This is a genomic window from Streptomyces sp. NPDC017940 (genome assembly GCF_044328435.1).
Taxonomy (GTDB): Bacteria; Actinomycetota; Actinomycetes; order Streptomycetales; family Streptomycetaceae; genus Streptomyces.
Map to the genome: position 1 here is coordinate 142,896 of NZ_JBIRHJ010000001.1, position 21,672 is coordinate 164,567.

The window sequence follows — 21,672 nt, forward strand, 5'->3', positions numbered from 1 at the left end:
CACGGCGGCAAGGAGAAGTCGCCCTTTCGCACGCGGCCAGGTGGGCCAATGCGGCCGTGCGGGTGCAGCCGGGCCGCGCGGGGGCGGGCGGCGCGGGAACCGGCGCCGGGGTGGGCCGCGAGCGGGCGGGTCGCGCCGGGGTGGGCCGCGCGAAGGGCTAGAGGACCGGCTTGCCGGTGAGTTCGACGCCGGCGGCGCGCAGCTCGTCCAGGGCCCGCTGGGTGGTGGCCTCGGCCACCGCGGCCGTGAGGTCGAGCAGGACGTGCGTACGGAAGCCCGCGCGCACCGCGTCGAGGGCGGTCGCCCGTACGCAGTGGTCCGTGGCGATGCCCACCACGTCGACCTCCCGCACCTGCCGCTCCCGCAGCCACTCGGCCGGCGAGAGCCCGTTCTCGTCGACGCCCTCGAAACCGCTGTAGGCGGCGGAGTGGGCGCCCTTGTCGAAGACGGCGTCGATCGCCCCCGACGCCACGGCGGGCGCGAAGTTCGGGTGGAAGCCCACGCCCTCCGTGCCCGCCACGCAGTGCGGCGGCCAAGAGTCGACGAAGTCGGGGTGGTCGGAGAAGTGGGCGCCGGGGTCGATGTGGTGGTCGCGGGTGGCCACGACATGGCGGTAGGCGACCGAGGCCTGGCCGATGAGCTCGGTGATGGCGGCGGCCACGTCCGCGCCGCCGGGAACCGCGAGGCTGCCCCCTTCGCAGAAGTCGTTCTGTACATCTACGACGATCAGGGCGCGACGCATGGCGGGATTCCTTAGCTAGCTGGATGAACCGAGCGTAGAGACTTCACGACCGCAGCGGGAGAGGGCGTGGCGGGGCGCACGCGTTCACGGCGGGTACCCATGGGTGGGCACAGCCCGTCACACGCGGTGACACACCGGTGGCCACGGGCGCTCCCGCGACCCTGGCCACTCCCGCGCCCCCGGCCACTCCCGCGGTCACCGGCATCCCCGTGGCCCGGGGCGCCCCCGCGCTCACAGCCGCTCCCGCCCTCACACGTGCTCCGTGGGGATGACCGCGTCGCCGCGGGACAGCTGGGTGGCGGACAGGGGCAGCAGGCCGCGGGCCGCCGCGTGCCGCTCCCGCACGGTGTCGAGGGGCTCGCGGGCGATGACGTCGCCGCCCTTGACCAGCTCGACCTGGAGCAGGCTCCCGGCGAGAGGGGCGGGTACGGGACCGGTGCCGACGACCTCGGCCTCCGCGAATCCCTCCGCGTCCGTGCGCCGCGCCGCCCACTTGCGGCCGCCGAGCGAGGACTTGCCGCCGAGCGACTTCTTGGCGACGGGTTCGAGCGGGGCCCCGGGGTCGGCGGAGCGGGCGCGGGCGACCAGCTTGTAGACCATGGACGCCGTGGGGTGCCCGGACCCCGTGACCAGCTGGGTGCCCACGCCGTAGGCGTCCACGGGCGCCGCCGCGAGGGAGGCGATCGCGTACTCGTCCAGGTCGGAGGTGACCACGATCCTGGTGCCGGTGGCGCCCAGCTCGTCCAGCTCCCTGCGCACCCGGTGCGCCACGAGCAGCAGATCGCCGGAGTCGATGCGCACGGCGCCCAGCTCGGGCCCGGCGATCTCCACGGCCATGCGGACGGCCTCGGTGACGTCGTAGGTGTCGACGAGCAGGGTGGTGCCGCGGCCGAGCGCGTCCACCTGGGCGCGGAAGGCGTCCCGCTCGCTGTCGTGCACCAGCGTGAAGGAGTGCGCGGAGGTGCCGACGGTCGGGATGCCGTAGCGGAACCCGGACGCCAGGTTGGAGGTGGTGGTGAAGCCGCCGACGTACGCGGCCCGGGACGCCGCGACCGCCGCGAGCTCGTGGGTGCGGCGGGCGCCCATCTCGATCAGCGGCCGCCCGCCAGCGGCGGAGGCCATCCGGGACGCGGCGGCCGCGATGGCCGAGTCGTGGTTGAGGATCGAGAGGATCACGGTCTCCAGGAGCACGCACTCCGCGAAGCTGCCCTCGACCCTGAGGATCGGCGACCCGGGGAAGTACACCTCGCCCTCGGGATAGCCCCAGATGTCCCCGCCGAAGCGGTACGAGGCGAGCCACTCCAGGGTCCGGGCGTCCACCACGCCCCGCTCGCGCAGGAAGTCGAGGACGCCGGAGTCGAAGCGGAAGTTCTCGACGGCGTCGAGGACCCGCCCGGTACCGGCCACCACGCCGTAGCGGCGGCCCTCGGGCAGCCTGCGGGTGAAGACCTCGAAGACCGAGTGCCGGTCGGCGGTGCCGGAGCTCAGCGCGCCCTGGAGCATCGTCAACTCGTAGTGATCCGTGAAGAGCGCGGTGGAGGGGACGTCCACCGGCAGCCCCAAGTCATGCTGCTCCCCAAAGTTCATGTCAAGAATGCTACCCCGCATCTCGTCACTCTGACGATTTCAGGGGTCCGTTTGTGCGGTGGGCCGCTTCGGGTGGCAGCATGGGGCAGGTGAGTAGCGCTGCTCCCGTAGAGATCACCCGCCCGGACGCGGAAGAACAGACCTTCGCGGTCCCCGAGCCGGACGTGCCGTGGATCACGCTCGTGCACAACGACCCGGTCAACCTCATGAGCTATGTGACCTACGTCTTCCAGTCGTACTTCGGGTACTCGAAGGAGAAGGCCACCAAGCTGATGATGGACGTGCACCACAAGGGCCGGGCGGTCGTCTCCAGCGGCAGCCGCGAGGAGATGGAACGCGACGTGCAGGCGATGCACGGATACGGGCTGTGGGCAACGCTCCAGCAGGACCGGAAGTAGCGACGCGACTGATGCCAGGACACTTCGAACCGATCCCGGGGGGCGGCGCCGCCGTCGCGCTCGACGAGGTCGAGATCTCGATCATCCGCTCGCTCGCCGTGCAGCTCCTCGAGCTGATCGGCCCGGGCGAGGAGCCCGCGGGCGACGACGGCGACCCGCTCGCCGAGCTGTTCGCACAAGGGCCGAGCGAGCCGCCCGCCGACCCGGTCCTGAAGCGGCTGCTCCCGGACGCCTACGGCGGTCCCGGCAGCGAGTCGGCCTCCCTGGAGAGGGCCGACGAGCTGCGCGCCTACTCCGCGGAGTTCCGGCGGTTCACGGAGAACGACCTGCGGGCCCGCAAGCGGGACGACGCGCTCGCCGTCATCCGCTCCCTGGACGCGCTCACGGTGGCGGGCGAGGGCGGTGCCGTCCTGAAGCTGTCCGTCGACGACTCGCGGTCCTGGCTCGGCTCGCTCAACGATCTGCGGCTCGCGATCGGCGCCCGGCTCGACGTCACCGACGAGGAGGACACGGACATCCTCTACCGGCTGCCGGACACCGACCCGCGCAAGCCCATGGTGATGGCCTATCTGTGGCTCGGCGGCCTCCAGGAGACGCTCGTCGAGACGCTGCTTCCGTGACGGTTTCCCGCCCGATGTGTGACGCCTTTTTGAAGATCATGGACGTTCGCTCAACGGACGCTCAAATCCGCATAACGATCCTGTCACCTCGTTGTCCCGGTGTGTAGCGCCGAGAGAACTTTGTCCGCTTCTTCCTGTGGTGTGTGCCACATAAGGGCCACTCGATCACTGTGGCGGCCGTGATAAATCTTCACGACCGCTCGGTGACGCCACCCATGTCGCCGGGGGCGCTACAGGCCGGCAGACCGTCGGCGGCACTCCATCACCATCCGGGGGGATCAGGACCTGGTCCGCGGCGAAACCGCAGTTCGCGGCGCGGATCAGCATGGAGAAAGGCGTCACCATGACCTCAGTGCAGGTCGAAGAGCACTACGACGAGCACGGCGGCAATGGTGCCGCGGGCGCCGGCGGGGCCGGCGACAGCGAGGGCTATCAGCGCGGGCTCGGAGCCCGGCAGATCCAGATGATCGCGATTGGCGGTGCCATCGGCACCGGCCTGTTCCTCGGCGCGGGCAAGGCCATCCACAAGGCGGGCCCGAGCCTCATCCTCGCGTACGCGATCGCGGGTCTCGTCATCTTCTTCATCATGCGCGCGCTCGGCGAGCTCTTGATGTACCGCCCCGTCTCGGGTTCGTTCTCGGAGTACGCCCGCGAGTTCGTCGGCCCCTTCTTCGGGTTCGTGACCGGCTGGACGTACTGGCTCTTCTGGGTCGTCACCGGCATCACGGAAGTCACGGCGGCGGCCCAGTACATGCAGTACTGGACCCATGACTCCATTCCCCAATGGGGCTACGCCCTGATCTTCACCGTCATCCTGTACGGCGCCAACCTGATCTCCGTGAAGCTCTTCGGCGAGCTGGAGTTCTGGTTCTCCATGGTCAAGGTCACCGCCATCATCGGCATGATCCTGATCTGCGCCGGCATCCTCACCATCGGCTTCTCCGACGCCGGTGACACCGCCTCCGTCTCGCACCTGTGGGACAACGGCGGCTTCTTCCCCAACGGCATCGGCAACACGCTGATGACCCTCCAGATCGTGATGTTCGCCTTCCTCGCCGTGGAGCTGGTCGGCGTCACCGCGGGCGAGTCCAAGGACCCGAAGAAGACCCTGCCCAAGGCGATCAACACCGTGCCGTGGCGCATCGCCGTCTTCTACGTCGGCGCGCTCATCATGATCCTGTCGGTCGTGCCGTGGACGCACTTCCAGCCCGGCGTCTCCCCGTTCGTCGCCGCCTTCGAGAAGATGGGCCTCGGCGTCGGCGCCGCGATCGTGAACTTCGTGGTCCTGACCGCCGCGCTCTCCTCCTGCAACTCGGGCATGTACTCCACCGGCCGCATGCTGCGCGACCTCGCGCTCAACGGCCAGGGCCCGAAGTTCTTCACCAAGCTCACCAAGAACGGCCTGCCGCTCGTCGGCACCACCGCGTCCGCCGCGCTGATGCTCGTCGGCGTGTGGATCAACTACCAGTGGCCGGGCGAGGCGTTCAACTACGTCGTCTCCTTCGCCACCATCTCCGGCATGTGGGCCTGGATCATGATCCTGGTCTCCCAGATCAACTACCGCCGCAAGGCCGACCGCGGCGTCCTGCCGCAGTCCAGCTTCCGCGCGCCGGGCGCCCCGTACACCAGCTGGTTCGCGCTCGCCTTCATCGGCATGGTCATCGTGATGATGGGCGTCGACAAGGACGCCAGGATCTCGCTGTACTGCGCCCCGGTCTGGGCCGCGATCCTGGGCGTGTCCTACCTGGTCCTGAAGAGCCGCAACCCGGGGGCCGCGGCCTTCAAGAAGCGCGAGCACGGCGGTCCCGCCGCTGAGAGCGGCGCGAAGCCCAACAAGGACTGACCCCGCCGTCGCACTCCGTACGTCCAGCATGCGGGCGGCCCCGTACCACACTTCGGTACGGGGCCGCCCTGCTGCTTATCCTGGCCGACATGCTGACCATCACCCAGGCCCTCCACGACCAGATCGTCGCGCACGCGCGCGAGGACCACCCCGACGAGGCCTGCGGCGTCCTCGCGGGCCCCGCGGGCACCGACCGCCCCGAGCGGTTCGTCCCGATGCTGAACGCGGCCCGCTCGCCCACGTTCTACGAGTTCGACTCCGCCGATCTGCTCAAGCTGTACCGCGACCTCGACGACCGCGACGAGGACCCGGTGGTCATCTACCACTCGCACACCGCGACCGAGGCCTACCCCTCCCGCACCGACATCTCCTACGCCAACGAGCCCGGCGCGCACTACGTCCTGGTCTCCACCGCGGACACCGACGACGCGGGCCCCTTCCAGTTCCGCTCGTTCCGGATCGTCGAGGGGGAGGTCACCGAGGAGGAGGTCCGGGTCGTACCGGCATACTGAGCACGACCCTTGAGGCGGCAGGACCCAGGAAGCCGGTGCGAATCCGGCGCGGTCCCGCCACTGTGACCGGCCCGCGCCCGCGCGGACCGTGAGCCAGGAACTGACCTGCCGCCCTCTCCCACTTGACGCAGGGGACGCGGAAATCCCCTGGAGGAGGCCGCGCCGCCATGCTCTCGCGCCGTACCCGCCCGCTCACGCACGCCCTGACCGCCGCGGCGATGCTGATCCCCCTGGCCGCGTGCTCCTCGTCGGACTCCGGCCCCGACACCGAGGGGAAGGCCGGGGCGTCCGCCGCCGGATTCCCGTACACCGTCACCAACTGCGGCCAGAAGACCACGTACGCGGCTCCCCCGAAGCGCGCCGTCACCATGAACCAGCACGTGACGGAGATCCTCCTCGCGCTCGGCCTGAAGGACCGCATCGCCGGGACCGCCTACCTCGACGACAAGATCCTGCCCGAGTACGAGAAGGCCTACGAGTCCCGCCCGGTGCTCGCCAAGGAGTACCCCTCCTACGAGAAGCTGCTCGCCGCCAACCCCGACATGGTGTACGGCGGTTACGCCAGCGCCTTCACGGCGGGCGAGGGGCGCTCGCGCGAGGCCCTCGCCAAGTCCGGCATCAAGTCCCGCCTCAACATCGAGGGCTGCGCCGGGAAGTCCGTCACGATGGACGACCTCTACCGCGAGGTGCGCGAGGTCGGCGCCACCTTCGGCGTCCGCGACCGGGCCGAGAAGTGGATCCGTGCCGCCGAGGCAGAACTGGCCGCCACCGCGAAGGAGTCCGCCCGGTCCGCCGAGGACGGCAAGCCGCCCGCGGTCTTCGTGTACGACAGCGGCGACAAGACGGCGTTCACCGCGGGCGGGCGCGGCATCGGGAACGACATCATCGAGCGCGCGGGCGGCCGCAACGTCATGTCCGACCTCGACAAGCCCTTCGGCGACGCCTCCTGGGAGACCGTCGTGGACCGCCGCCCCGAGGTGATCGTCATCTACGACTACGGCGCCACGACCGTCGCCCAGAAGAAGAAGCGCCTCCTCGACGACCCTGCCCTCAAGGACGTCCCCGCCGTCAGGAACAAGCGGTTCGCGGTGCTGCCGCTGTCGGACGTGGTGCTCGGGGTGCGGGCACCCGGGGCGGTGCGGAAGCTGGCGGAGCAGCTGCGGTGAGGGGGCTTCGCTCCGCGGGCACCGCGAGGCCCGCGCCGGGGGCCGGTCAGGCCGTTCCGGGGACGGGTCAGCCCGTTGCGGGGACCGGTCAGGCCGTTCCGGGGACCGGGCAGACCGCCCGGCGTTCGAGGACGAAGCCCAAGGCCGAGCGACGGGCCGAGCGACGGGCCGACCGGCGGGCCGACCGGCGGGACGCCGCCCCGTCCGAGGGGAGGCCTCCCCGCACCGGACTGGCGTACGGCGCCGTCATGGCCGCCCTGGTCCTCGCCCTGGTGGCCGCAGGCCTCGCCGCGCTGATGTGGGGCTCGGTGAAGATCCCGCCCGCGGACGTCTTCCACATCCTCACGGGCCGGGCGGAGGACCCGTCCCCGTACCGCACGATCGTCCTCGACGTCCGCCTCCCACGGGTCCTGCTCGGCGCAGCCGTGGGCGCGGGCCTCGCCGTGGTCGGCACCACCCTCCAGGCTCTGGTCCGCAACCCCCTGGCGGACCCCTTCCTGCTCGGCATCTCCTCGGGCGCCTCGGCCGCGGCGGTCGCGGTGATCGTGCTCGGCGTGGGCGCGGGCCTGGCCACGACGGTGACGATCCCGGCGGCGTCCTTCGTGGGCGCCTTCCTCGCACTGCTCCTCGTGTACACCCTCGCCCGGGATCCCGGCGGCGGCTTCACCACGAACCGCCTGATCCTCGCGGGCGTCGCCGTCTCCTACGTCCTGGCCGCGCTGACCAGCCTGATCCTGGTGGTCTCCGCCCGCGCCGACCACCTCAAGGAGGTCCTGTACTGGACGCTCGGCGGCCTGGGCAGCGCCCGCTGGGACACGCTCGCGCTGCCGCTGGTCGTCCTCACGGTCGGTACGGGCCTCCTGCTCGCGCTCGCCAGGCCCCTCGACCTGCTCCTGGTCGGCGAGGAGGGCGCCACCGTCCTCGGTCTGAACACGGCCCGGTTCCGCGCGGGCGTCTTCGCCCTGGCCTCCCTGGTGACCGGGGTGCTCGTCGCGCAGAGCGGGGCCATCGGCTTCGTCGGCCTGATGGTGCCGCACGCGGCCCGCATGCTGGTGGGGGCCGCGCACCGGGCGCTGCTCCCGGTGGCCGCGCTGACGGGCGCGGTGTTCCTGGTCCTCGCCGACATCGCCGCGCGTACGGTCGCGGCACCGCAGGACATCCCGGTGGGCGTGCTCACTGCGCTCACCGGCGGCCCGTTCTTCCTGTGGCTGCTGCGCAGGGACCGGTCACGGCAGGAGGCGGCGGCATGACCCGGCCGGGCACCGCGCGGACGGCGACGCGACCGGCCGGACCGCCGGCCGCCGACCCCCTGCTGAGCACCGCGGACCTCACCTTCGCCACCCCCTCCGGCCGCCGCCTCGTCGACGCCGTCTCACTCACCGTCTCCGCGGGTGAGACGGTGGGCCTGGTCGGCCCGAACGGCAGCGGCAAGACGACGCTGCTCCGCTGTGTGTACGGGGCGCTGACGCCCACCGGCGGCCAGGTGCTCCTCGACGGCGCGGACCTGGCGGGCGCGAGCGCCAAGGCCCGCGCGCGCCGCATCGCCACGGTCCCGCAGGACGGCCAGGCGGGCTTCGAACTCACCGTCCGCCAGATCGTCGCCATGGGCCGCTCCCCGCACAAGCGCTTCTGGGAGGCGGACACCGCCGCCGACGCGGAGCTGGTGCGCGGCGCCCTCGCGCGGGTGGGCGCGGCGGACCTGGCGGGGCGGTCCTTCGCCCGGCTCTCCGGCGGCGAGCGGCAGCGGGTCCTGACGGCGCGGGCCCTGGTGCAGGAACCCGCCGTCCTCGTCCTGGACGAACCCACGAACCACCTGGACATCCGCTACCAGCTGGAGATCCTCGGCCTGGTACGGGACCTCGGCACGGCCAACCTCCTCGCCCTGCACGACCTGACCCTGGCCGCGTACTACTGCGACCGCCTCTACGTCCTCGACGCGGGGCGCGTCGTCGCCTCCGGGCCCCCGCGGGAGGTGCTCACCGCGGAACTCCTTGCGGAGGTGTACGGGGTCGCGGCGGAGGTGGCCGTCCATCCGGTGACGGGGGCGCCCACGGTGACGTATCTGCCGGGGGCTCAGCGGGCGGTGCGTCCGCCGGGGGCGGCCCGTACCGGCGAGGCTGTCCAGCCCGCGAACGGATAGCGTCCGGCATACGAGATCACATTCCAGGTCCCGGACCGGGAATCGTTACGATGACCGCATGGTTTCGAACGACGTGAGCATTGATACGACGCCGGGCGCTCTGCTCGTCGGCCGGCTGCACGTCGACCTGTGCCGTCTCGCCAGCGCCATCTGTCGGCCCTGACGCGCGCCGTCCCGCCGTGCGCGGCGGCGCCGCGCGTGCGGCAGCACCCCGAGGCGTGCCGTACGCCCCGTGCCGCACGCACCCCGACTCCCTCCGGGACACCGGCCGGACCCGGCCCGCACCGCCCGCACGATCCGCTCCGCGAGCCCAGCCGGCCAGGCCAGTCAGGCACCACAGGCACCACCCCGTACGCCCCCGAACCGTCCGTCTCCCGACAGGAGTCCTCCGCATGGCCATCGAGGTCCGCATCCCGACCATCCTCCGCACCTACACCGGCGGTGAGAAGGCCGTCGAGGGCAACGGCGAGACCCTCGCCGCGCTCTTCGCCGACCTGGAGACCCGGCACGCGGGGATCCAGGACCGGCTCATCGACAAGGACAAGGGCAACGCGCTGCGCCGCTTCGTGAACGTCTACCTGAACGACGAGGACGTCCGCTTCCTGGACGGCGTCTCCACGAAGCTCTCCGACGGCGATAGCGTCACGATCCTGCCGGCCGTCGCCGGCGGCATGGCCTGACAGGCCCGGCACCGATGCGATACGACTCCCCGCTCGCGGCCGTCGGCAACACCCCGCTGGTCCGGCTGCCCCGGCTCTCCCCGTCGGCGGACGTGACGATCTGGGCCAAGCTGGAGGACCGCAACCCGACCGGCTCCGTCAAGGACCGGCCCGCGCTCCACATGGTCGAACAGGCCGAGAAGGACGGCCGGCTCACGCCCGGCTGCACCATCCTGGAACCCACGTCGGGCAACACCGGGATCTCCCTCGCGATGGCCGCCAGGCTCAAGGGCTACCGCATCGTGTGCGTGATGCCGGAGAACACCTCCCAGGAACGGCGCGACCTGCTGGCGATGTGGGGAGCGGAGATCATCTCGTCGCCCGCGGCGGGGGGCTCCAACACGGCCGTGCGCGTGGCCAAGGAGCTGGCGGCCGAGCACCCGGACTGGGTGATGCTCTACCAGTACGGCAACCCGGACAACGCGGGCGCCCACTACGCCACCACCGGCCCCGAGATCCTCGCCGACCTGCCGTCGCTCACCCACTTCGTGGCCGGGCTCGGCACCACCGGGACCCTGATGGGCGTCGGCCGCTATCTGCGGGAGCACAAGCCCGACGTGCGGATCGTGGCTGCCGAGCCCCGCTATGACGACCTCGTCTACGGCCTGCGCAACCTCGACGAGGGCTTCGTCCCCGAGCTCTACGACGAGTCGGTCCTCACCAGCCGGTTCTCCGTCGGCTCCGCCGACGCCGTGACCCGCACCCGGGAACTCCTCCGCGAGGAGGGGATCTTCGCCGGTGTCTCCACCGGGGCCGCCCTGCACGCCGCCGTCGGCGTCGGCCGCAAGGCCGTCGCCGCCGGGGAGCCCGCCGACATCGTGTTCGTCGTGGCCGACGGGGGCTGGAAGTACCTGTCGACGGGTGTCTACACGGCGGCTACGGACGAGGAGGCGATCGCCGCGGTGCAGGGGCAGTTGTGGGCGTAGCCCGGCTCGGGGCTCCCCGATCCCGCCCCTTCCCGAAACCGGGGGCTCTGCCTCCTGGACACGGGAAGGGGCGGGACGGGGGAAGGCCCCGACAGGGCTATCCGGCCAGACGCCGCACCTGCTTCCACAGCGCGGGATCCACGACCCCCGCCCGGCGCCGGAAGTCCCGCACCGGCACCTCCCGCACCTCGTCCGTCTCGAGGAAACTCGGACGCCCCCGCACGTCCCCCACACTCCCGGGCGGCAACGGGATCACCCCGTCCCGCCCGTCCCGGTGCCTACTGGTGATCTTGGCGACGCGCACCCGCCCCCCACGGGCCCCGAGGACCAGGCAGGGCCGGTCCTTGCCCCCGCTCCCGTCCTCGTAGGGCACCCGGGCCCACCAGATCTCCCCGGCCCGGGGCCGCGGCAGCGACGGCCCCTCCGCCTCCGCCGCCCCGACCGACCGCGCCCGCGCCCGCGTCGGCCGCCCCGAGCGCCCCCACCCGTCGACGAGGGTGACGACGAGGGCGAGCACCACCACCGCGCCGAGCGCGAGCCACCACGTCGTGTCCATACCGGTGACGGTACCGGCGCCTCCAGGGCCCCGGCCGCCGCGGGCCGGGCCGGGGCGCCCGAACCGGTGACACCGCAGGTGAGTTCGCCCACAACGGCACGCGACGGAGGAGCGGGGCGAGGTTTCGCGCTTTACGCTCGACGCACCGCACGCCCCCCGATTCCCCGACCGCCAGCGTGGAGGTTCCAGCTCTATGAAGCTCACCGTCGTCGGCTGCTCGGGGTCGTTTCCGTCCGCGGACTCGGCCTGCTCGAGCTACCTCGTCGAGGCCGACGGCTTCCGGCTGCTGCTCGACATGGGCAACGGCGCCCTGGGCGAGCTGCAACGCCACATCGGTCTGTACGACCTCGACGCGATCTTCCTCAGCCATCTGCACGCCGACCACTGCATCGACATGTGCGCGTACTTCGTGGCCCGCTACTACCGGCACGAGGGCGGCCGCTGCGCGCCCATCCCGGTGTACGGCCCGGAGGGCACCGAGCAGCGCCTGACCACGGCGTACGCCGACACGCCCTCCGCGTCGTCGATGAGCGAGGTCTTCGACTTCCACACGGTCAAGCCCGGCGCCTTCGAGATCGGCCCCTTCTCGGTGCGTACGGAGAAGGTGTGCCACCCCGTCGAGGCGTACGGCATCCGCGTGGAGCACGGCGACAGGTCGCTGACGTACTCCGGGGACACCGGGGTGTGCGAGGCCCTGGACGAACTGGCGGCCGACACCGACCTGTTCCTGTGCGAGGCCGCGTTCACGCACGGCAAGGAGAACATCCCGGCGCTGCACCTCAACGGCCGCGAGGCCGGCGAGACCGCCCACCGCGCGGGCGCCCGCCGCCTGGTGCTCACCCACATCCCGCCGTGGACGGACCCGCGGGTGAATCTCGCGGACGCGCGGGGGGTGTTCGCGGGGCCGACGGAGCTGGCGGCCCCGGGCGTGACGTACGAGCTCTGAGGCATCCGGCGGAGGGCCCGAGCCCTCGCCCCCGTACGACGACACGGGCCCCGGAACCGAATCGGTTCCGGGGCCCACGTCATGCCGCTCGGGCGAGGCTCACGCCTTGGTGAGGTCCTCGACCTCCTCCTCGGGCTCGCGGCCCGGGGTGGGGATGTTGAACTTGACGATCGCGAAGCGGAAGACCACGTAGTAGACCGCGGCGAACACCAGGCCGATCGGGATGATCATCCAGGGCTTCTCGGCGAACTTCCAGTTCAGGACGTAGTCGATCGCACCGGCTGAGAAGGTGAAGCCGTGGTGCACGCCGAGCGCCCAGGTGAGGGTCATCGCGACGGCGGTCAGGATCGCGTGGATCACGTACAGCGCCGGGGCGATGAACATGAACGCGAACTCGATCGGCTCGGTGATGCCGGTGACGAACGAGGTCAGCGCGAGGGACATCATCATGCCGCCGACGACCTTGCGGCGCTCGGGGCGCGCGGTGTGCGTGATGGCGAGCGCGACGGCGGGAAGCGCGAACATCATGATCGGGAAGAAGCCGGACATGAACTGGCCCGCGGTCGGGTCGCCGTGCATGAAGCGCTGGATGTCGCCGTGCCACAGGTTGCCCGCGGAGTCCGTGAAGGAGCCGATCTCCTGCCAGGCGACGGTGTTCACGAACTGGTGCATGCCGACCGGGAGCAGCGCGCGGTTGACCACGCCGAAGATGCCGGCGCCGATGGAGCCGAGGCCGGTCATCCACTCGCCGAAGTTGGTGATCGCGTCGCCGACCGGGCCCCAGCACAGGCCGAAGAAGACACCGAGCGCGGTGCCGATGAAGGCCATGATGATCGGTACCAGACGGCGGCCGTTGAAGAAGCCGAGCCAGTCCACCAGCTTGGTGCGGTGATACCGCTGCCAGACCACGGCGGATATCAGACCCATGATGATGCCGCCGAAGACCTTGGGGTCGTTGTACGTGGCGGCGATGTCGGCGCCCTTGGTGATCTTCGCCTCGGTCACCGGGAACGCCTTCAGGACGTTGGTGTAGACGAGGAAGCCGACGAGGGCGGCGAGGGCCGTGGAGCCGTCGGCCTTCTTCGCGAAGCCGATCGCCACACCGATGCAGAACAGCATCGGCATGTTGGCGAACACGGCGTCACCGGCGTTGGCGAAGACCGTGGCGACCTTGCCCCAGCCGAGGCCGTCCGCGCCGAACACGTCCGGCTGGCCGAGGCGCAGCAGGATGCCCGCCGCGGGGAGCACGGCGATGGGCAGCTGCAAACTGCGGCCCACCTTTTGCAGGCCCTGCAACAGACCGGAGCCCCGCTTCTTTGCGGGCGCCGCCGAAGTGGTGGCGGTACTCATGACTTCCTCCATGTGCGGGCGCTGCCGAAGGGGGACGAAAGGGGGTGACAGCAGCCAGGTGGTCTACACCACTCAGTGGTGTAGACCTGTTGTAACACGGTGAAGGCGACATAAGGAACCCGCGATTCCTGTGGGGTCGGCCATAGCGTCGCATCTACGCCGAAAAGCCCCCGGACCGTAGGGTCCGAGGGCCTCGCCAAGGGTATCGCGGAGATTCCGCTTCCGGGGTCGTGCCCCGGTCTATGCCTTGGTCTGCTCCTTGTCCAACTCCTCCGCCACTTCCTCCGGTTCGCGCCCGGGGGTGGCCAGGTCGAACTTCTTGATCACGAAAAGGAACAAGAAGTAATAAACCACCGCGAATGCCAGGCCGATTGGGATGATCAACCAAGGCTTTGTGGCCAGACTCCAGTTGATGACGTAGTCGATCAGGCCCGCCGAGAAGCTGAAGCCGTCCTTGACGCCGAGTGCCCAGGTCACGGCCATGGAGACGCCGGTGAGGATCGCGTGGATCGCGTACAGGGCGGGTGCGATGAACAGGAAGGAGTACTCGATCGGCTCGGTGATGCCGGTGACGAACGAGGTCAGGCCGACCGAGAGCATCATGCCGCCGACGACCTTGCGGCGCTCGGGGCGGGCCGCGTGGGTGATCGCCAGGGCCGCCGCGGGCAGCGCGAACATCATGATCGGGAAGAAGCCCGAGGTGAACTGCCCGGCCGTCGGGTCCCCGGCCAGGAAGCGGTTGATGTCACCGTGCACGACCGTGCCGTCCGCCTTGGTGTAGTCCCCGAACTGGAACCAGACGAAGGTGTTCAGGAACTGGTGCAGGCCCACGGTGAGCAGGGCCCTGTTGGCCACGCCGAAGATGCCCGAACCGAGCCAGCCGAGGTCCACCAGCCACTTGGAGAAGCTGGTGAGCCCGTCACCGATGGGCGGCCAGACCCACACGCACAGCCCCGCGAACACCAGGCCGACGAAGGCCATGATGATGGGGACAAGGCGCCTGCCGTTGAAGAAGCCCAGCCAGTCCACCAGCTTCACGCGGTGATAGCGCTGCCAGAACCAGGCGGCCAGCAGCCCCATGACGATGCCGCCGAAGACCCCAGGATTCTGGTACGAGGCCTGCGCCGGAGCGGCGGCGGCACCGGTGGCGCCCTCCTCGGCCACGCACACCCCGCTCCACATGCCCGCCCCCGCGAAGTCCGTGCCCGCGGGGCAGCCCTCGGGGAAGGCGCGCAGGACCGCGTAGTACACGAGGAAGCCCGCCACCGCGGCGAGCGCCGTGGAGCCGTCCGCCTTCTTCGCCATCCCGATCGCGACGCCGATGCAGAACAGGAGCGGGAGGCCGAGCGAGGAGTCGAGCAGGGCGCCGCCCGCCGCCGCGAAGACCTTGGCCACATTGGTCCACCCGAGGCCGTCGTCCCCGAAGACGTCCGGCTGCCCGAGCCGGTTCAGGATGCCGGCCGCGGGCAGCACGGCGATGGGCAGCTGGAGGCTGCGGCCCATCTTCTGGAGGCCCTGGAAAAGGCCGTTCCACCATTTCTTCTGCGGAACCTCGGCGGCAGCGGAACTCATCGGTGTTCCTCCCGGACCGGCTTGGTTTGGCGGTCGTTGAAAACTGGTGTAGACCAGTTGCGGACGGGTGCGCGGCACGCCCCCACGAGGGGCGCACCTTGATCGTCATGATTGAGTACGGCTGCCGTGACCGCCCGCGAAGATGGGCCAACCGTGCGTTACCGTGACAAAGCGGACCTACGGTGTCGTGGCCGCGTCCTTTTCAGAGCAGGGAGAACACCATGGCCAGCAAGGCTGAGAAGATCGTTGCCGGGCTCGGCGGCATCGACAACATCGAAGAGGTCGAGGGCTGCATCACCCGCCTCCGCACGGAGGTCAAGGACCCGGGCCTGGTCGACGAGGCGGCCCTGAAGGCCGCGGGCGCGCACGGCGTCGTCAAGATGGGCACCGCGATCCAGGTCGTCATCGGCACGGACGCCGACCCGATCGCCGCCGACATCGAAGACCTGATGTGACGAAGCGCTAGCCGAGCGCCGTACGAGGGCCCCGTTCCAGCAGTCGGAACGGGGCCCTCGACGCGTGGAAGGCCGAGCCTGTCCGGCGACTGGGGGCGAGGCCGTCAGGCCGATCGGCGGGCCGGGGGCGGCACTCCGGCAACTGCGCGGCCGGGCTCGAACGCCAGGCTAGGCTCGGCGCCATGTCTCGATTCGACGGCCGTACCCCCGAACAACTCCGCCCGGTGACCATTGAGCGCGGCTGGAGCAAGCACGCAGAGGGCTCCGTCCTCATCTCCTTCGGCGACACCAAGGTCTTCTGCACGGCCTCCGTCACCGAGGGCGTGCCCCGATGGCGCAAGGGCAGCGGCGAGGGGTGGGTCACCGCCGAGTACTCGATGCTGCCGCGCTCCACCAACACCCGCGGTGACCGTGAGTCCGTACGCGGCAGGATCGGCGGCCGTACGCACGAGATCAGCCGCCTGATCGGCCGCAGCCTCCGTGCCGTGATCGACTACAAGGCCCTCGGCGAGAACACCGTCGTCCTTGACTGCGACGTCCTCCAGGCCGACGGCGGCACCCGCACCGCCGCCATCACCGGCGCGTACGTCGCGCTCGCCGACGCCGTCGCCTGGGCGCAGGGCAAGAAGCTGGTCAAGGCCGGCCGCAAGCCCCTGACCGGCACGGTCAGCGCCGTCTCCGTCGGCATCGTCGGCGGTGTCCCGCTGCTCGACCTCGCGTACGAGGAGGACGTGAAGGCCGACACCGACATGAACGTCGTGTGCACCGGGGACGGCCGCTTCGTCGAGGTCCAGGGCACGGCCGAGGCCGAGCCCTTCGACCGCGCGGAGCTCGACGCGCTGCTCGACCTCGCCGTCGGCGGGTGTGCGCAGCTCACGGCGTTGCAGCGCGAGGCGCTCGACGCCGTGCGGTAGGGCGGCCGCGGCGGACCCGGGTCCCGCCGGTTCGGCGGGACCCGGCCAAGTGGTGAGCGGCACGGGCCAGTTGCGGTTCGTTGCCGTCGGCAAGGGAAGCAACCTTCGGGGCCCGGACGGGCGTTCTTATGCATGCGGGCGTACGGGCCAAGCCGTGCGCCCGTCCGCAACCGGGGAGGGAATCACGCATGGCCGCGCGCCACCGCCGTACCGCTACCGCCATCATCACCGCACTGATCGCCGTTCCGGCGGGCGTCGGCCTCGTGGGCTGCGACCCCGTCGACAAGGCCGTCGACTGCGTCAAGACCGCCGACGCCATCCACGACAACGTCGACGAGATGCAGGAGGCGGCCCAGGACGCCGCCATGAACCCGTCGAAGGCGGACAAGTCGCTCGACGACATCGAGGACAACCTCGACGAGATCCGCGACAAGTCCGAGGACACCGACGTCGACAAGGCCCTCGACCACCTGGAGGAGGCCGTCGACAACGTCCGCGCCGCCTCCGACGGCGGCGACAGGACCCCCGACCTCAGCCCGGCCGCCGACGCGGCCAAGGAACTGACGAAGGTCTGCACCGGCTGATCACGGGACCAGCGGAGTGCCGGCAGGGGCGGAGTGACGCCGAGGTGGGGGAGGGGAGCGGGGCGTGGCCCGCGGGGTGCGGGCGGGGTCGGATACTGGTCGCATGACCCGCCTCATCCTCGCCACCCGCAACCCCGGCAAGCTCACCGAGCTGAAGGCGATCCTCGCCGACGCCGGGCTCGACCACGAACTGGTCGGCGCCGACGCCTACCCACAGATCCCCGACGTCAAGGAGACCGGCGTCACCTTCGCCGAGAACGCCCTGCTCAAGGCGCACGCGCTCGCCAAGGCCACCGGTCTGCCCGCGGTCGCCGACGACTCGGGCCTGTGCGTCGACGTGCTCGGCGGCGCCCCCGGCATCTTCTCCGCGCGCTGGGCGGGCCGGCACGGCGACGACCGCGCCAACCTCGACCTGCTGCTCGCCCAGCTCGGTGACATCGACGACCCGCACCGCGGCGCCCACTTCGCGTGCGCGGCGGCCCTCGCGCTGCCCGACGGCACGGAGCGGATCGTCGAGGGCCGGCTGCTCGGCACCCTGCGGCACACCCCCGCGGGCACCGGCGGCTTCGGCTACGACCCGGTGCTCCAGCCCGAGGGCGAGACCCGTACCTGCGCCGAGCTGACGGCGGCGGAGAAGAACGCGATCAGCCACCGCGGCAAGGCGTTCCGCGCCCTGGCGCCGGTGGTACGCGAACTCCTCGGCTGAACCCGGCCCGCAACCGGGGCCCCGGCCGCCCCGGCCACCACCGGGTACCCCACCCCACCACCAGGCACGACAAAGGGCGCCCCGCACCGGGGGCGCCCGAAGTCGTCGTGCGGCCGGAGGGACTCGAACCCTCACGGGAGTTACCCCACTGGGACCTAAACCCAGCGTGACTGCCAGTTCCACCACGGCCGCGTGCCGGGCCCATCGTAATGGCCGCCCGGCCGCGGCCGCCCGGGGAGTCAGAACTTCGGGACCGAGGCCTGTGCCTCCACCAGCTCGGCCGCCTCCTCCTTGCTCTCCACCGACGGCGGGGACCCGGTGAGCGGCTGCTGCGCGGTCTCCTTCAGGCAGGCCACCGCGACGATGCCGACGAGCGCCGCCGCCATGGCGTAGTACGCGGGCATCATGTCACTGCCCGAGACGCTGATCAGCGCGGTGATCACCAGCGGTGCCGTACCGCCGAACAGCGAGGCGGAGAGGTTGTAGCCGACCGAGAGCGAGCCGTACCGCACCGGCGTGGGGAACAGCGCGGGCAGCGTCGCCGACATCGTGCCGAGCAGGCACACCAGGGAGAGCCCGAGCATCAGCATGCCCGCGGAGACGGCGACCAGGGAGCCCTGCTTGATGAGCAGGAACGCCGGGATCGACAGGACGAAGAAGCCGATCATGCCCGCCATCAGGAGCGGCTTGCGGCCGTAGCGGTCCGACAGGACGCCGACCCGGCTGATCACCAGCATCAGGACCAGCATGGTGCCGATGAGGATCAGGAGTCCGTGGGTGTCGTCGTAGCCCATCTCGTCGGTCAGATAGGTGGGCATGTACGACAGGAGCATGTAGTCGGTGATGTTGTACGCGCCGACCAGGGCGATGCACAGGAGCAGCGTCGGCCAGTAGTCGCGGAAGATCTTCGCGAGGTCGCCCTTGGCGGACGTCTCGACGGCGGAGGCCGCCTCGGTCGCCGAGTGGTACGACTGGTCCTCCAGCTTCTGGAACGCCGGGGTCTCGTCGAGGCGCAGCCGCAGGTAGAGACCGACGAGGCCGAGCGGGCCCGCGACCAGGAACGGGATCCGCCAGCCCCAGGACTCCATGGCGCCGTCGTCGAGCAGCGTGGTCAGAATGGTGACGAGCCCCGCCGCGCCCACGTAACCGGCGAGCGTGCCGAACTCCAGGAAGCTGCCGAAGAAGCCGCGCCGCTTGTCCGGCGCGTACTCGGCGATGAACGTCGAGGCGCCGCCGTACTCACCGCCCGTGGAGAAGCCCTGCACGAGGCGGAAGAAGATCAGCAGCACCGGGGCCCAGAAGCCGATGGTGGCGTAGCTCGGGATGAGGCCGATGGCGAAGGTGCCGACCGCCATGAGGATCATCGTCAGGGCGAGGACCTTCTTGCGGCCGACCTTGTCGCCCATGGGGCCGAACACCATGCCGCCGATCGGCCGCACCAGGAACGACACCGCGAACGTGGCGAACGACGAGAGCAGCTGGACCGTGTCGTTCCCGGAGGGGAAGAAGACATGGCCGATGGTGACGGCCAGATAGCTGTAGATGCCGAAGTCGAACCACTCCATGGCATTGCCGAGCGACGCCGCCTTCACCGCCCTGCGGACCGCCGCCTCGTCGGTCACCGTGATGTCGGTGCGCCGCAGGGGCGGGTTCCGGCGCCGTCTGACGGCCCGGAACAGGGTGCGGTGACGTTTCACCGCCTCGGGGTCGGCGCCGGGGTGCGCGGCGGCCTCGGGGTCGGCCTGGTGACTGCTGGCCGCCATGGACCTGGTCCTTTCGCTGCGGGGTGATTCGCGAGGGGCCCTGCGGACAGAGCCCCTCGCATCACTTGCTCGAACTCCGCGATCGCAAACGGAAGCCCCCTGGGAGGGGGGCTTCGTCACACTTTGCGACCGCGGGCAGCGGCTGGACCGGGGCGGATCGGAAGCCCGGCCGAGGGCCGAACCGGAAGCCCGGCCGGAAGTCGGACCCGAAGCCCGACCGGACCCCCGGCCTCAGACGCCCAGGTCCCTGATGATCTTCGCTACGTGCCCGGTCGCCTTGACGTTGTAGAAGGCGTGCTCGACCTTGCCCTCCTCGTCCACGACGACCGTCGAGCGGATCACCCCGGTCACGGTCTTGCCGTACAGCTTCTTCTTGCCGAAGGCGCCGTACGCCTCAAGGGTCTCCTTGGACGGGTCGCCCACCAGCGTGACCTTGAGGTTCTCCTTCTCGCGGAACTTCGCGAGCTTCTCCGGCTTGTCGGGGGAGACCCCGATGACGTCGTAGCCCGCGGCGGCGAGCACGTCCAGGTTGTCGGTGAAGTCGCAGGCCTGCTTGGTGCAGCCGGGGGTGAGCGCGGCGGGGTAGAAGTACACGATGACCTTGCGGCCCTTGTGGTCCGCCAGGGAGACCTCCGCGCCGTCGGCGTCGGGCAGGGTGAAGGCGGGGGCGGTGTCCCCGGGCAGCAGTCGCTCGCTCATTTCCGGTCTCCTCGCACGGCGCGCACGGGGGCGCACACGCATAGGGGTGTGGTGACGGGGTCGAGCGTAATGGGGGTGCCGCGGGGTGCGGCGCGGGCGGAGCTGACAGACTGTGGATCGACCAGTGCACGACACACACCCACGGAGGCAGCGCGGTGTCGGATGCGGATGCCAGGACCCCTGCGCAGATCGAGGCGGACATCAAGCGCCGGCGCGAGCAGCTCGCCGAAACCCTCGACGAGATCGGGGTGCGGGTCCACCCGAAGACGATCGTCGGCGACGCCAAGGCCAAGGTCGCCTCGAAGGTGGACCACACACTCGGCCGTGCCTACGTCGGGGCGAACCGTCTCGTCTCGGACGTGCGGGGCCAGTTCGTCGCGGAGAGCGGTGAGCCGCGCCTGGAGCGGATCGTGCCCGTGGCCCTGCTCGTGGTGGGCGTGGTCGGGCTGCTCACGGTGGGCAGCAGGCGCCGCAAGGCCTGACCCTGGGGCGTGCGGGGCGCCCGCGGGCAGGTAGGTTCGGGGCGTGAGCGCCAAGACACCTGAACCAAGCACCCACGACGACAAGCTGCCGATCCGGATGCTGCACGACCGCGTGCTCGTGCGCCAGGACACCGCCGAGGGCGAGCGGCGCTCCGGCGGCGGCATCCTGATCCCCGCGACCGCGGCCGTCGGCAAGCGGCTCGCCTGGGCCGAGGTCGTCGCCGTCGGGCAGAACGTGCGCACGGTCGAGCCGGGCGACCGGGTCCTGTACGACCCGGAGGACCGGGCCGAGGTCGAGGTGCGGGGCGTGGCGTACGTCCTGATGCGCGAGCGCGACCTGCACGCCGTGGCCGCGGACCGCTTCGAGGGCTCCGAGGACTCCACGGGCCTGTACCTGTAGGAAGGCCCCGGGGGCTGGTGACCATCGTCACCAGCCCCTTCTCGCTGCCCCTTGCTACCGTGGAAGCACCCGACGAGACGCGCCGTACCGGGATCCGCAAAGACGACGCACCCCTGGAGTCCACTTCTCGGAGGTGCCGTCATGGCCTGGGTCCTGCTTGTCGTCGCCGGTCTGCTCGAGGTCGGCTGGTCGATCGGAATGAAGTTCACCGACGGGTTCACCCGCCTGTGGCCGAGCGTTTTCACCGGCGCGGGCATCGTCGCCAGCATGGTGCTGCTCTCGTACGCCGCGAAGACCCTGCCCATCGGCACGGCCTACGGCGTGTGGGTCGGCATCGGGGCCGCGGGCGCCGCGGTGGTCGGCATGGTCGCGCTCGGCGAACCCACCACCGCCGCCCGGATCTTCTTCGTCTGCCTGCTCCTGGTGGCCGTCGTGGGCCTGAAGGCGACGAGCGGTCACTGAACGACACGCGGGCGGGCGGTCACTGCATGACGCGGGGCGAGCGGTCGCTGCATGACGGGAGCCCGCGCCGTCACCGAACAGTGGGAGGGGGCCGGGGCCGGATCGGCCCCGGCCCCCTCCCGGGCTGCGG

25 protein-coding genes, 1 tRNA gene and 2 riboswitches are annotated in these 21,672 nt (G+C 71.0%); of the genes, 18 read left to right on the forward strand and 8 right to left on the reverse strand.

Features of this window, described 5'->3' with window-relative positions; genetic code table 11:
* Nucleotides 1–157: 157 nt before the first annotated feature.
* A complete protein-coding gene (locus ACH4DX_RS00550) occupies nt 158–742 on the reverse strand; it encodes a nicotinamidase (RefSeq protein WP_398153471.1) in 585 nt (194 codons plus the stop codon).
* 249 nt (nt 743–991) lie between these two features.
* Complete coding sequence (locus ACH4DX_RS00555) at nt 992–2,329, reverse strand: nicotinate phosphoribosyltransferase (protein WP_398116474.1); 1,338 nt, start codon at nt 2,327–2,329, stop codon at nt 992–994.
* Nucleotides 2,330–2,409: 80 nt separating this feature from the next.
* Between ACH4DX_RS00555 and clpS the strand changes: the two genes are divergently transcribed.
* The 10 genes from clpS to ACH4DX_RS00605 all read left to right on the forward strand — a co-directional run bounded on the left by clpS (nt 2,410) and on the right by ACH4DX_RS00605 (nt 10,653).
* Complete coding sequence (clpS, locus tag ACH4DX_RS00560; protein ID WP_030568804.1) at nt 2,410–2,727, forward strand: ATP-dependent Clp protease adapter ClpS; 318 nt, start codon at nt 2,410–2,412, stop codon at nt 2,725–2,727.
* Nucleotides 2,728–2,738: 11 nt separating this feature from the next.
* Nucleotides 2,739–3,347, forward strand: a complete 609-nt coding sequence (locus ACH4DX_RS00565; RefSeq protein ID WP_398153472.1) for a DUF2017 domain-containing protein — start codon at nt 2,739–2,741, stop codon at nt 3,345–3,347.
* A 343-nt stretch (nt 3,348–3,690) separates the two neighbouring features.
* Nucleotides 3,691–5,190, forward strand: a complete 1,500-nt coding sequence (locus ACH4DX_RS00570; protein WP_398153473.1) for an amino acid permease — start codon at nt 3,691–3,693, stop codon at nt 5,188–5,190.
* A gap of 89 nt (nt 5,191–5,279) precedes the next feature.
* Nucleotides 5,280–5,702 carry a Mov34/MPN/PAD-1 family protein gene (locus ACH4DX_RS00575; protein ID WP_398116480.1) on the forward strand — a complete coding sequence of 141 codons (423 nt, stop codon included), beginning with the start codon at nt 5,280–5,282 and terminating at the stop codon, nt 5,700–5,702.
* Nucleotides 5,688–5,826, forward strand: a riboswitch (cobalamin riboswitch). It overlaps the preceding gene by 15 nt.
* Nucleotides 5,827–5,869: 43 nt before the next feature.
* Nucleotides 5,870–6,868: an ABC transporter substrate-binding protein gene (locus ACH4DX_RS00580; RefSeq protein WP_398153474.1), complete on the forward strand. Its 999-nt coding sequence runs from the start codon at nt 5,870–5,872 to the stop codon at nt 6,866–6,868.
* 248 nt (nt 6,869–7,116) lie between these two features.
* The gene (locus tag ACH4DX_RS00585) at nt 7,117–8,118 is read left to right on the forward strand and encodes a FecCD family ABC transporter permease (protein ID WP_398153475.1); all 1,002 of its coding nucleotides are present in this window, start codon (nt 7,117–7,119) and stop codon (nt 8,116–8,118) included.
* On the forward strand, nt 8,115–9,008 hold the full coding sequence (locus tag ACH4DX_RS00590; protein ID WP_398116486.1) for an ABC transporter ATP-binding protein: 894 nt from the start codon (nt 8,115–8,117) through the stop codon (nt 9,006–9,008). Before ACH4DX_RS00585 ends, ACH4DX_RS00590 begins: the two co-directional genes overlap by 4 nt.
* Before the next feature lie 58 nt (nt 9,009–9,066).
* The gene (locus tag ACH4DX_RS00595; RefSeq protein ID WP_016638880.1) at nt 9,067–9,171 is read left to right on the forward strand and encodes a putative leader peptide; all 105 of its coding nucleotides are present in this window, start codon (nt 9,067–9,069) and stop codon (nt 9,169–9,171) included.
* Between the two features lie 229 nt (nt 9,172–9,400).
* The gene (locus ACH4DX_RS00600; protein WP_398116488.1) at nt 9,401–9,688 is read left to right on the forward strand and encodes a MoaD/ThiS family protein; all 288 of its coding nucleotides are present in this window, start codon (nt 9,401–9,403) and stop codon (nt 9,686–9,688) included.
* A gap of 14 nt (nt 9,689–9,702) precedes the next feature.
* Nucleotides 9,703–10,653 carry a PLP-dependent cysteine synthase family protein gene (locus tag ACH4DX_RS00605; protein WP_398116490.1) on the forward strand — a complete coding sequence of 317 codons (951 nt, stop codon included), beginning with the start codon at nt 9,703–9,705 and terminating at the stop codon, nt 10,651–10,653.
* A gap of 97 nt (nt 10,654–10,750) precedes the next feature.
* Here the strand turns inward: ACH4DX_RS00605 and ACH4DX_RS00610 are convergent, their stop codons facing one another.
* The gene (locus ACH4DX_RS00610; RefSeq protein ID WP_398153476.1) at nt 10,751–11,209 is read right to left on the reverse strand and encodes a type II toxin-antitoxin system PemK/MazF family toxin; all 459 of its coding nucleotides are present in this window, start codon (nt 11,207–11,209) and stop codon (nt 10,751–10,753) included.
* 193 nt (nt 11,210–11,402) lie between these two features.
* On the opposite strand from ACH4DX_RS00610, the gene ACH4DX_RS00615 reads away from it, so the two are divergent.
* Nucleotides 11,403–12,155, forward strand: coding sequence for an MBL fold metallo-hydrolase (locus ACH4DX_RS00615; protein WP_398116493.1), 753 nt, complete (start codon nt 11,403–11,405; stop codon nt 12,153–12,155).
* A 99-nt stretch (nt 12,156–12,254) separates the two neighbouring features.
* Here ACH4DX_RS00615 and ACH4DX_RS00620 read toward each other — a convergent pair whose 3' ends face one another.
* Both ACH4DX_RS00620 and ACH4DX_RS00625 read right to left on the reverse strand, forming a co-directional pair.
* Nucleotides 12,255–13,505 carry a PTS transporter subunit EIIC gene (locus ACH4DX_RS00620; RefSeq protein WP_398153477.1) on the reverse strand — a complete coding sequence of 417 codons (1,251 nt, stop codon included), beginning with the start codon at nt 13,503–13,505 and terminating at the stop codon, nt 12,255–12,257.
* Between the two features lie 240 nt (nt 13,506–13,745).
* Nucleotides 13,746–15,077 carry a PTS transporter subunit EIIC gene (locus tag ACH4DX_RS00625; protein WP_398153478.1) on the reverse strand — a complete coding sequence of 444 codons (1,332 nt, stop codon included), beginning with the start codon at nt 15,075–15,077 and terminating at the stop codon, nt 13,746–13,748.
* 221 nt (nt 15,078–15,298) lie between these two features.
* Here ACH4DX_RS00625 and ACH4DX_RS00630 point away from each other — a divergent pair, with 221 nt between their 5' ends.
* From ACH4DX_RS00630 to rdgB, 4 genes are all read left to right on the forward strand, one after another.
* Nucleotides 15,299–15,532 carry a glucose PTS transporter subunit EIIB gene (locus ACH4DX_RS00630; RefSeq protein ID WP_030568828.1) on the forward strand — a complete coding sequence of 78 codons (234 nt, stop codon included), beginning with the start codon at nt 15,299–15,301 and terminating at the stop codon, nt 15,530–15,532.
* Nucleotides 15,533–15,714: 182 nt separating this feature from the next.
* Nucleotides 15,715–16,446, forward strand: a complete 732-nt coding sequence (gene rph / locus ACH4DX_RS00635; protein ID WP_398153479.1) for a ribonuclease PH — start codon at nt 15,715–15,717, stop codon at nt 16,444–16,446.
* 188 nt (nt 16,447–16,634) lie between these two features.
* Nucleotides 16,635–17,030, forward strand: coding sequence for a hypothetical protein (locus tag ACH4DX_RS00640; protein ID WP_398116500.1), 396 nt, complete (start codon nt 16,635–16,637; stop codon nt 17,028–17,030).
* 103 nt (nt 17,031–17,133) lie between these two features.
* Nucleotides 17,134–17,736: an RdgB/HAM1 family non-canonical purine NTP pyrophosphatase gene (rdgB, locus tag ACH4DX_RS00645; RefSeq protein ID WP_398153480.1), complete on the forward strand. Its 603-nt coding sequence runs from the start codon at nt 17,134–17,136 to the stop codon at nt 17,734–17,736.
* Between the two features lie 108 nt (nt 17,737–17,844).
* On the opposite strand, the gene ACH4DX_RS00650 is transcribed toward rdgB, so the two are convergent.
* From ACH4DX_RS00650 to bcp, 3 genes are all read right to left on the reverse strand, one after another.
* A tRNA-Leu gene (locus tag ACH4DX_RS00650) sits at nt 17,845–17,928 on the reverse strand.
* A gap of 47 nt (nt 17,929–17,975) precedes the next feature.
* The gene (gene proP, locus ACH4DX_RS00655) at nt 17,976–19,499 is read right to left on the reverse strand and encodes a glycine betaine/L-proline transporter ProP (protein ID WP_398116504.1); all 1,524 of its coding nucleotides are present in this window, start codon (nt 19,497–19,499) and stop codon (nt 17,976–17,978) included.
* A 231-nt stretch (nt 19,500–19,730) separates the two neighbouring features.
* Nucleotides 19,731–20,198 carry a thioredoxin-dependent thiol peroxidase gene (gene bcp / locus ACH4DX_RS00660; RefSeq protein ID WP_398153481.1) on the reverse strand — a complete coding sequence of 156 codons (468 nt, stop codon included), beginning with the start codon at nt 20,196–20,198 and terminating at the stop codon, nt 19,731–19,733.
* Nucleotides 20,199–20,353: 155 nt separating this feature from the next.
* On the opposite strand from bcp, the gene ACH4DX_RS00665 reads away from it, so the two are divergent.
* The 3 genes from ACH4DX_RS00665 to ACH4DX_RS00675 all read left to right on the forward strand — a co-directional run bounded on the left by ACH4DX_RS00665 (nt 20,354) and on the right by ACH4DX_RS00675 (nt 21,542).
* A complete protein-coding gene (locus ACH4DX_RS00665) occupies nt 20,354–20,680 on the forward strand; it encodes a DUF3618 domain-containing protein (RefSeq protein ID WP_398116508.1) in 327 nt (108 codons plus the stop codon).
* Between the two features lie 97 nt (nt 20,681–20,777).
* Entirely contained in the window at nt 20,778–21,080 is a 303-nt protein-coding gene (locus ACH4DX_RS00670; RefSeq protein WP_106967814.1) for a co-chaperone GroES, read from the forward strand.
* Nucleotides 21,081–21,128: 48 nt separating this feature from the next.
* A riboswitch (guanidine-III (ykkC-III) riboswitch) is annotated at nt 21,129–21,192 on the forward strand.
* A gap of 29 nt (nt 21,193–21,221) precedes the next feature.
* On the forward strand, nt 21,222–21,542 hold the full coding sequence (locus ACH4DX_RS00675) for a multidrug efflux SMR transporter (RefSeq protein WP_030568837.1): 321 nt from the start codon (nt 21,222–21,224) through the stop codon (nt 21,540–21,542).
* Nucleotides 21,543–21,672 lie beyond the last annotated feature (130 nt).

Coding starts and splice junctions, on each gene's coding strand:
- ACH4DX_RS00550 (WP_398153471.1), bottom strand. CDS start 742: ATGCGTCGCGCCCTGATCGTCGTAGATGTACAGAACGACTTCTGCGAA.
- ACH4DX_RS00555 (WP_398116474.1), bottom strand. CDS start 2,329: ATGAACTTTGGGGAGCAGCATGACTTGGGGCTGCCGGTGGACGTCCCC.
- clpS (WP_030568804.1), top strand. CDS start 2,410: ATGGGGCAGGTGAGTAGCGCTGCTCCCGTAGAGATCACCCGCCCGGAC.
- ACH4DX_RS00565 (WP_398153472.1), top strand. CDS start 2,739: ATGCCAGGACACTTCGAACCGATCCCGGGGGGCGGCGCCGCCGTCGCG.
- ACH4DX_RS00570 (WP_398153473.1), top strand. CDS start 3,691: ATGACCTCAGTGCAGGTCGAAGAGCACTACGACGAGCACGGCGGCAAT.
- ACH4DX_RS00575 (WP_398116480.1), top strand. CDS start 5,280: ATGCTGACCATCACCCAGGCCCTCCACGACCAGATCGTCGCGCACGCG.
- ACH4DX_RS00580 (WP_398153474.1), top strand. CDS start 5,870: ATGCTCTCGCGCCGTACCCGCCCGCTCACGCACGCCCTGACCGCCGCG.
- ACH4DX_RS00585 (WP_398153475.1), top strand. CDS start 7,117: ATGGCCGCCCTGGTCCTCGCCCTGGTGGCCGCAGGCCTCGCCGCGCTG.
- ACH4DX_RS00590 (WP_398116486.1), top strand. CDS start 8,115: ATGACCCGGCCGGGCACCGCGCGGACGGCGACGCGACCGGCCGGACCG.
- ACH4DX_RS00595 (WP_016638880.1), top strand. CDS start 9,067: ATGGTTTCGAACGACGTGAGCATTGATACGACGCCGGGCGCTCTGCTC.
- ACH4DX_RS00600 (WP_398116488.1), top strand. CDS start 9,401: ATGGCCATCGAGGTCCGCATCCCGACCATCCTCCGCACCTACACCGGC.
- ACH4DX_RS00605 (WP_398116490.1), top strand. CDS start 9,703: ATGCGATACGACTCCCCGCTCGCGGCCGTCGGCAACACCCCGCTGGTC.
- ACH4DX_RS00610 (WP_398153476.1), bottom strand. CDS start 11,209: ATGGACACGACGTGGTGGCTCGCGCTCGGCGCGGTGGTGGTGCTCGCC.
- ACH4DX_RS00615 (WP_398116493.1), top strand. CDS start 11,403: ATGAAGCTCACCGTCGTCGGCTGCTCGGGGTCGTTTCCGTCCGCGGAC.
- ACH4DX_RS00620 (WP_398153477.1), bottom strand. CDS start 13,505: ATGAGTACCGCCACCACTTCGGCGGCGCCCGCAAAGAAGCGGGGCTCC.
- ACH4DX_RS00625 (WP_398153478.1), bottom strand. CDS start 15,077: ATGAGTTCCGCTGCCGCCGAGGTTCCGCAGAAGAAATGGTGGAACGGC.
- ACH4DX_RS00630 (WP_030568828.1), top strand. CDS start 15,299: ATGGCCAGCAAGGCTGAGAAGATCGTTGCCGGGCTCGGCGGCATCGAC.
- rph (WP_398153479.1), top strand. CDS start 15,715: ATGTCTCGATTCGACGGCCGTACCCCCGAACAACTCCGCCCGGTGACC.
- ACH4DX_RS00640 (WP_398116500.1), top strand. CDS start 16,635: ATGGCCGCGCGCCACCGCCGTACCGCTACCGCCATCATCACCGCACTG.
- rdgB (WP_398153480.1), top strand. CDS start 17,134: ATGACCCGCCTCATCCTCGCCACCCGCAACCCCGGCAAGCTCACCGAG.
- proP (WP_398116504.1), bottom strand. CDS start 19,499: ATGGCGGCCAGCAGTCACCAGGCCGACCCCGAGGCCGCCGCGCACCCC.
- bcp (WP_398153481.1), bottom strand. CDS start 20,198: ATGAGCGAGCGACTGCTGCCCGGGGACACCGCCCCCGCCTTCACCCTG.
- ACH4DX_RS00670 (WP_106967814.1), top strand. CDS start 20,778: ATGCTGCACGACCGCGTGCTCGTGCGCCAGGACACCGCCGAGGGCGAG.
- ACH4DX_RS00675 (WP_030568837.1), top strand. CDS start 21,222: ATGGCCTGGGTCCTGCTTGTCGTCGCCGGTCTGCTCGAGGTCGGCTGG.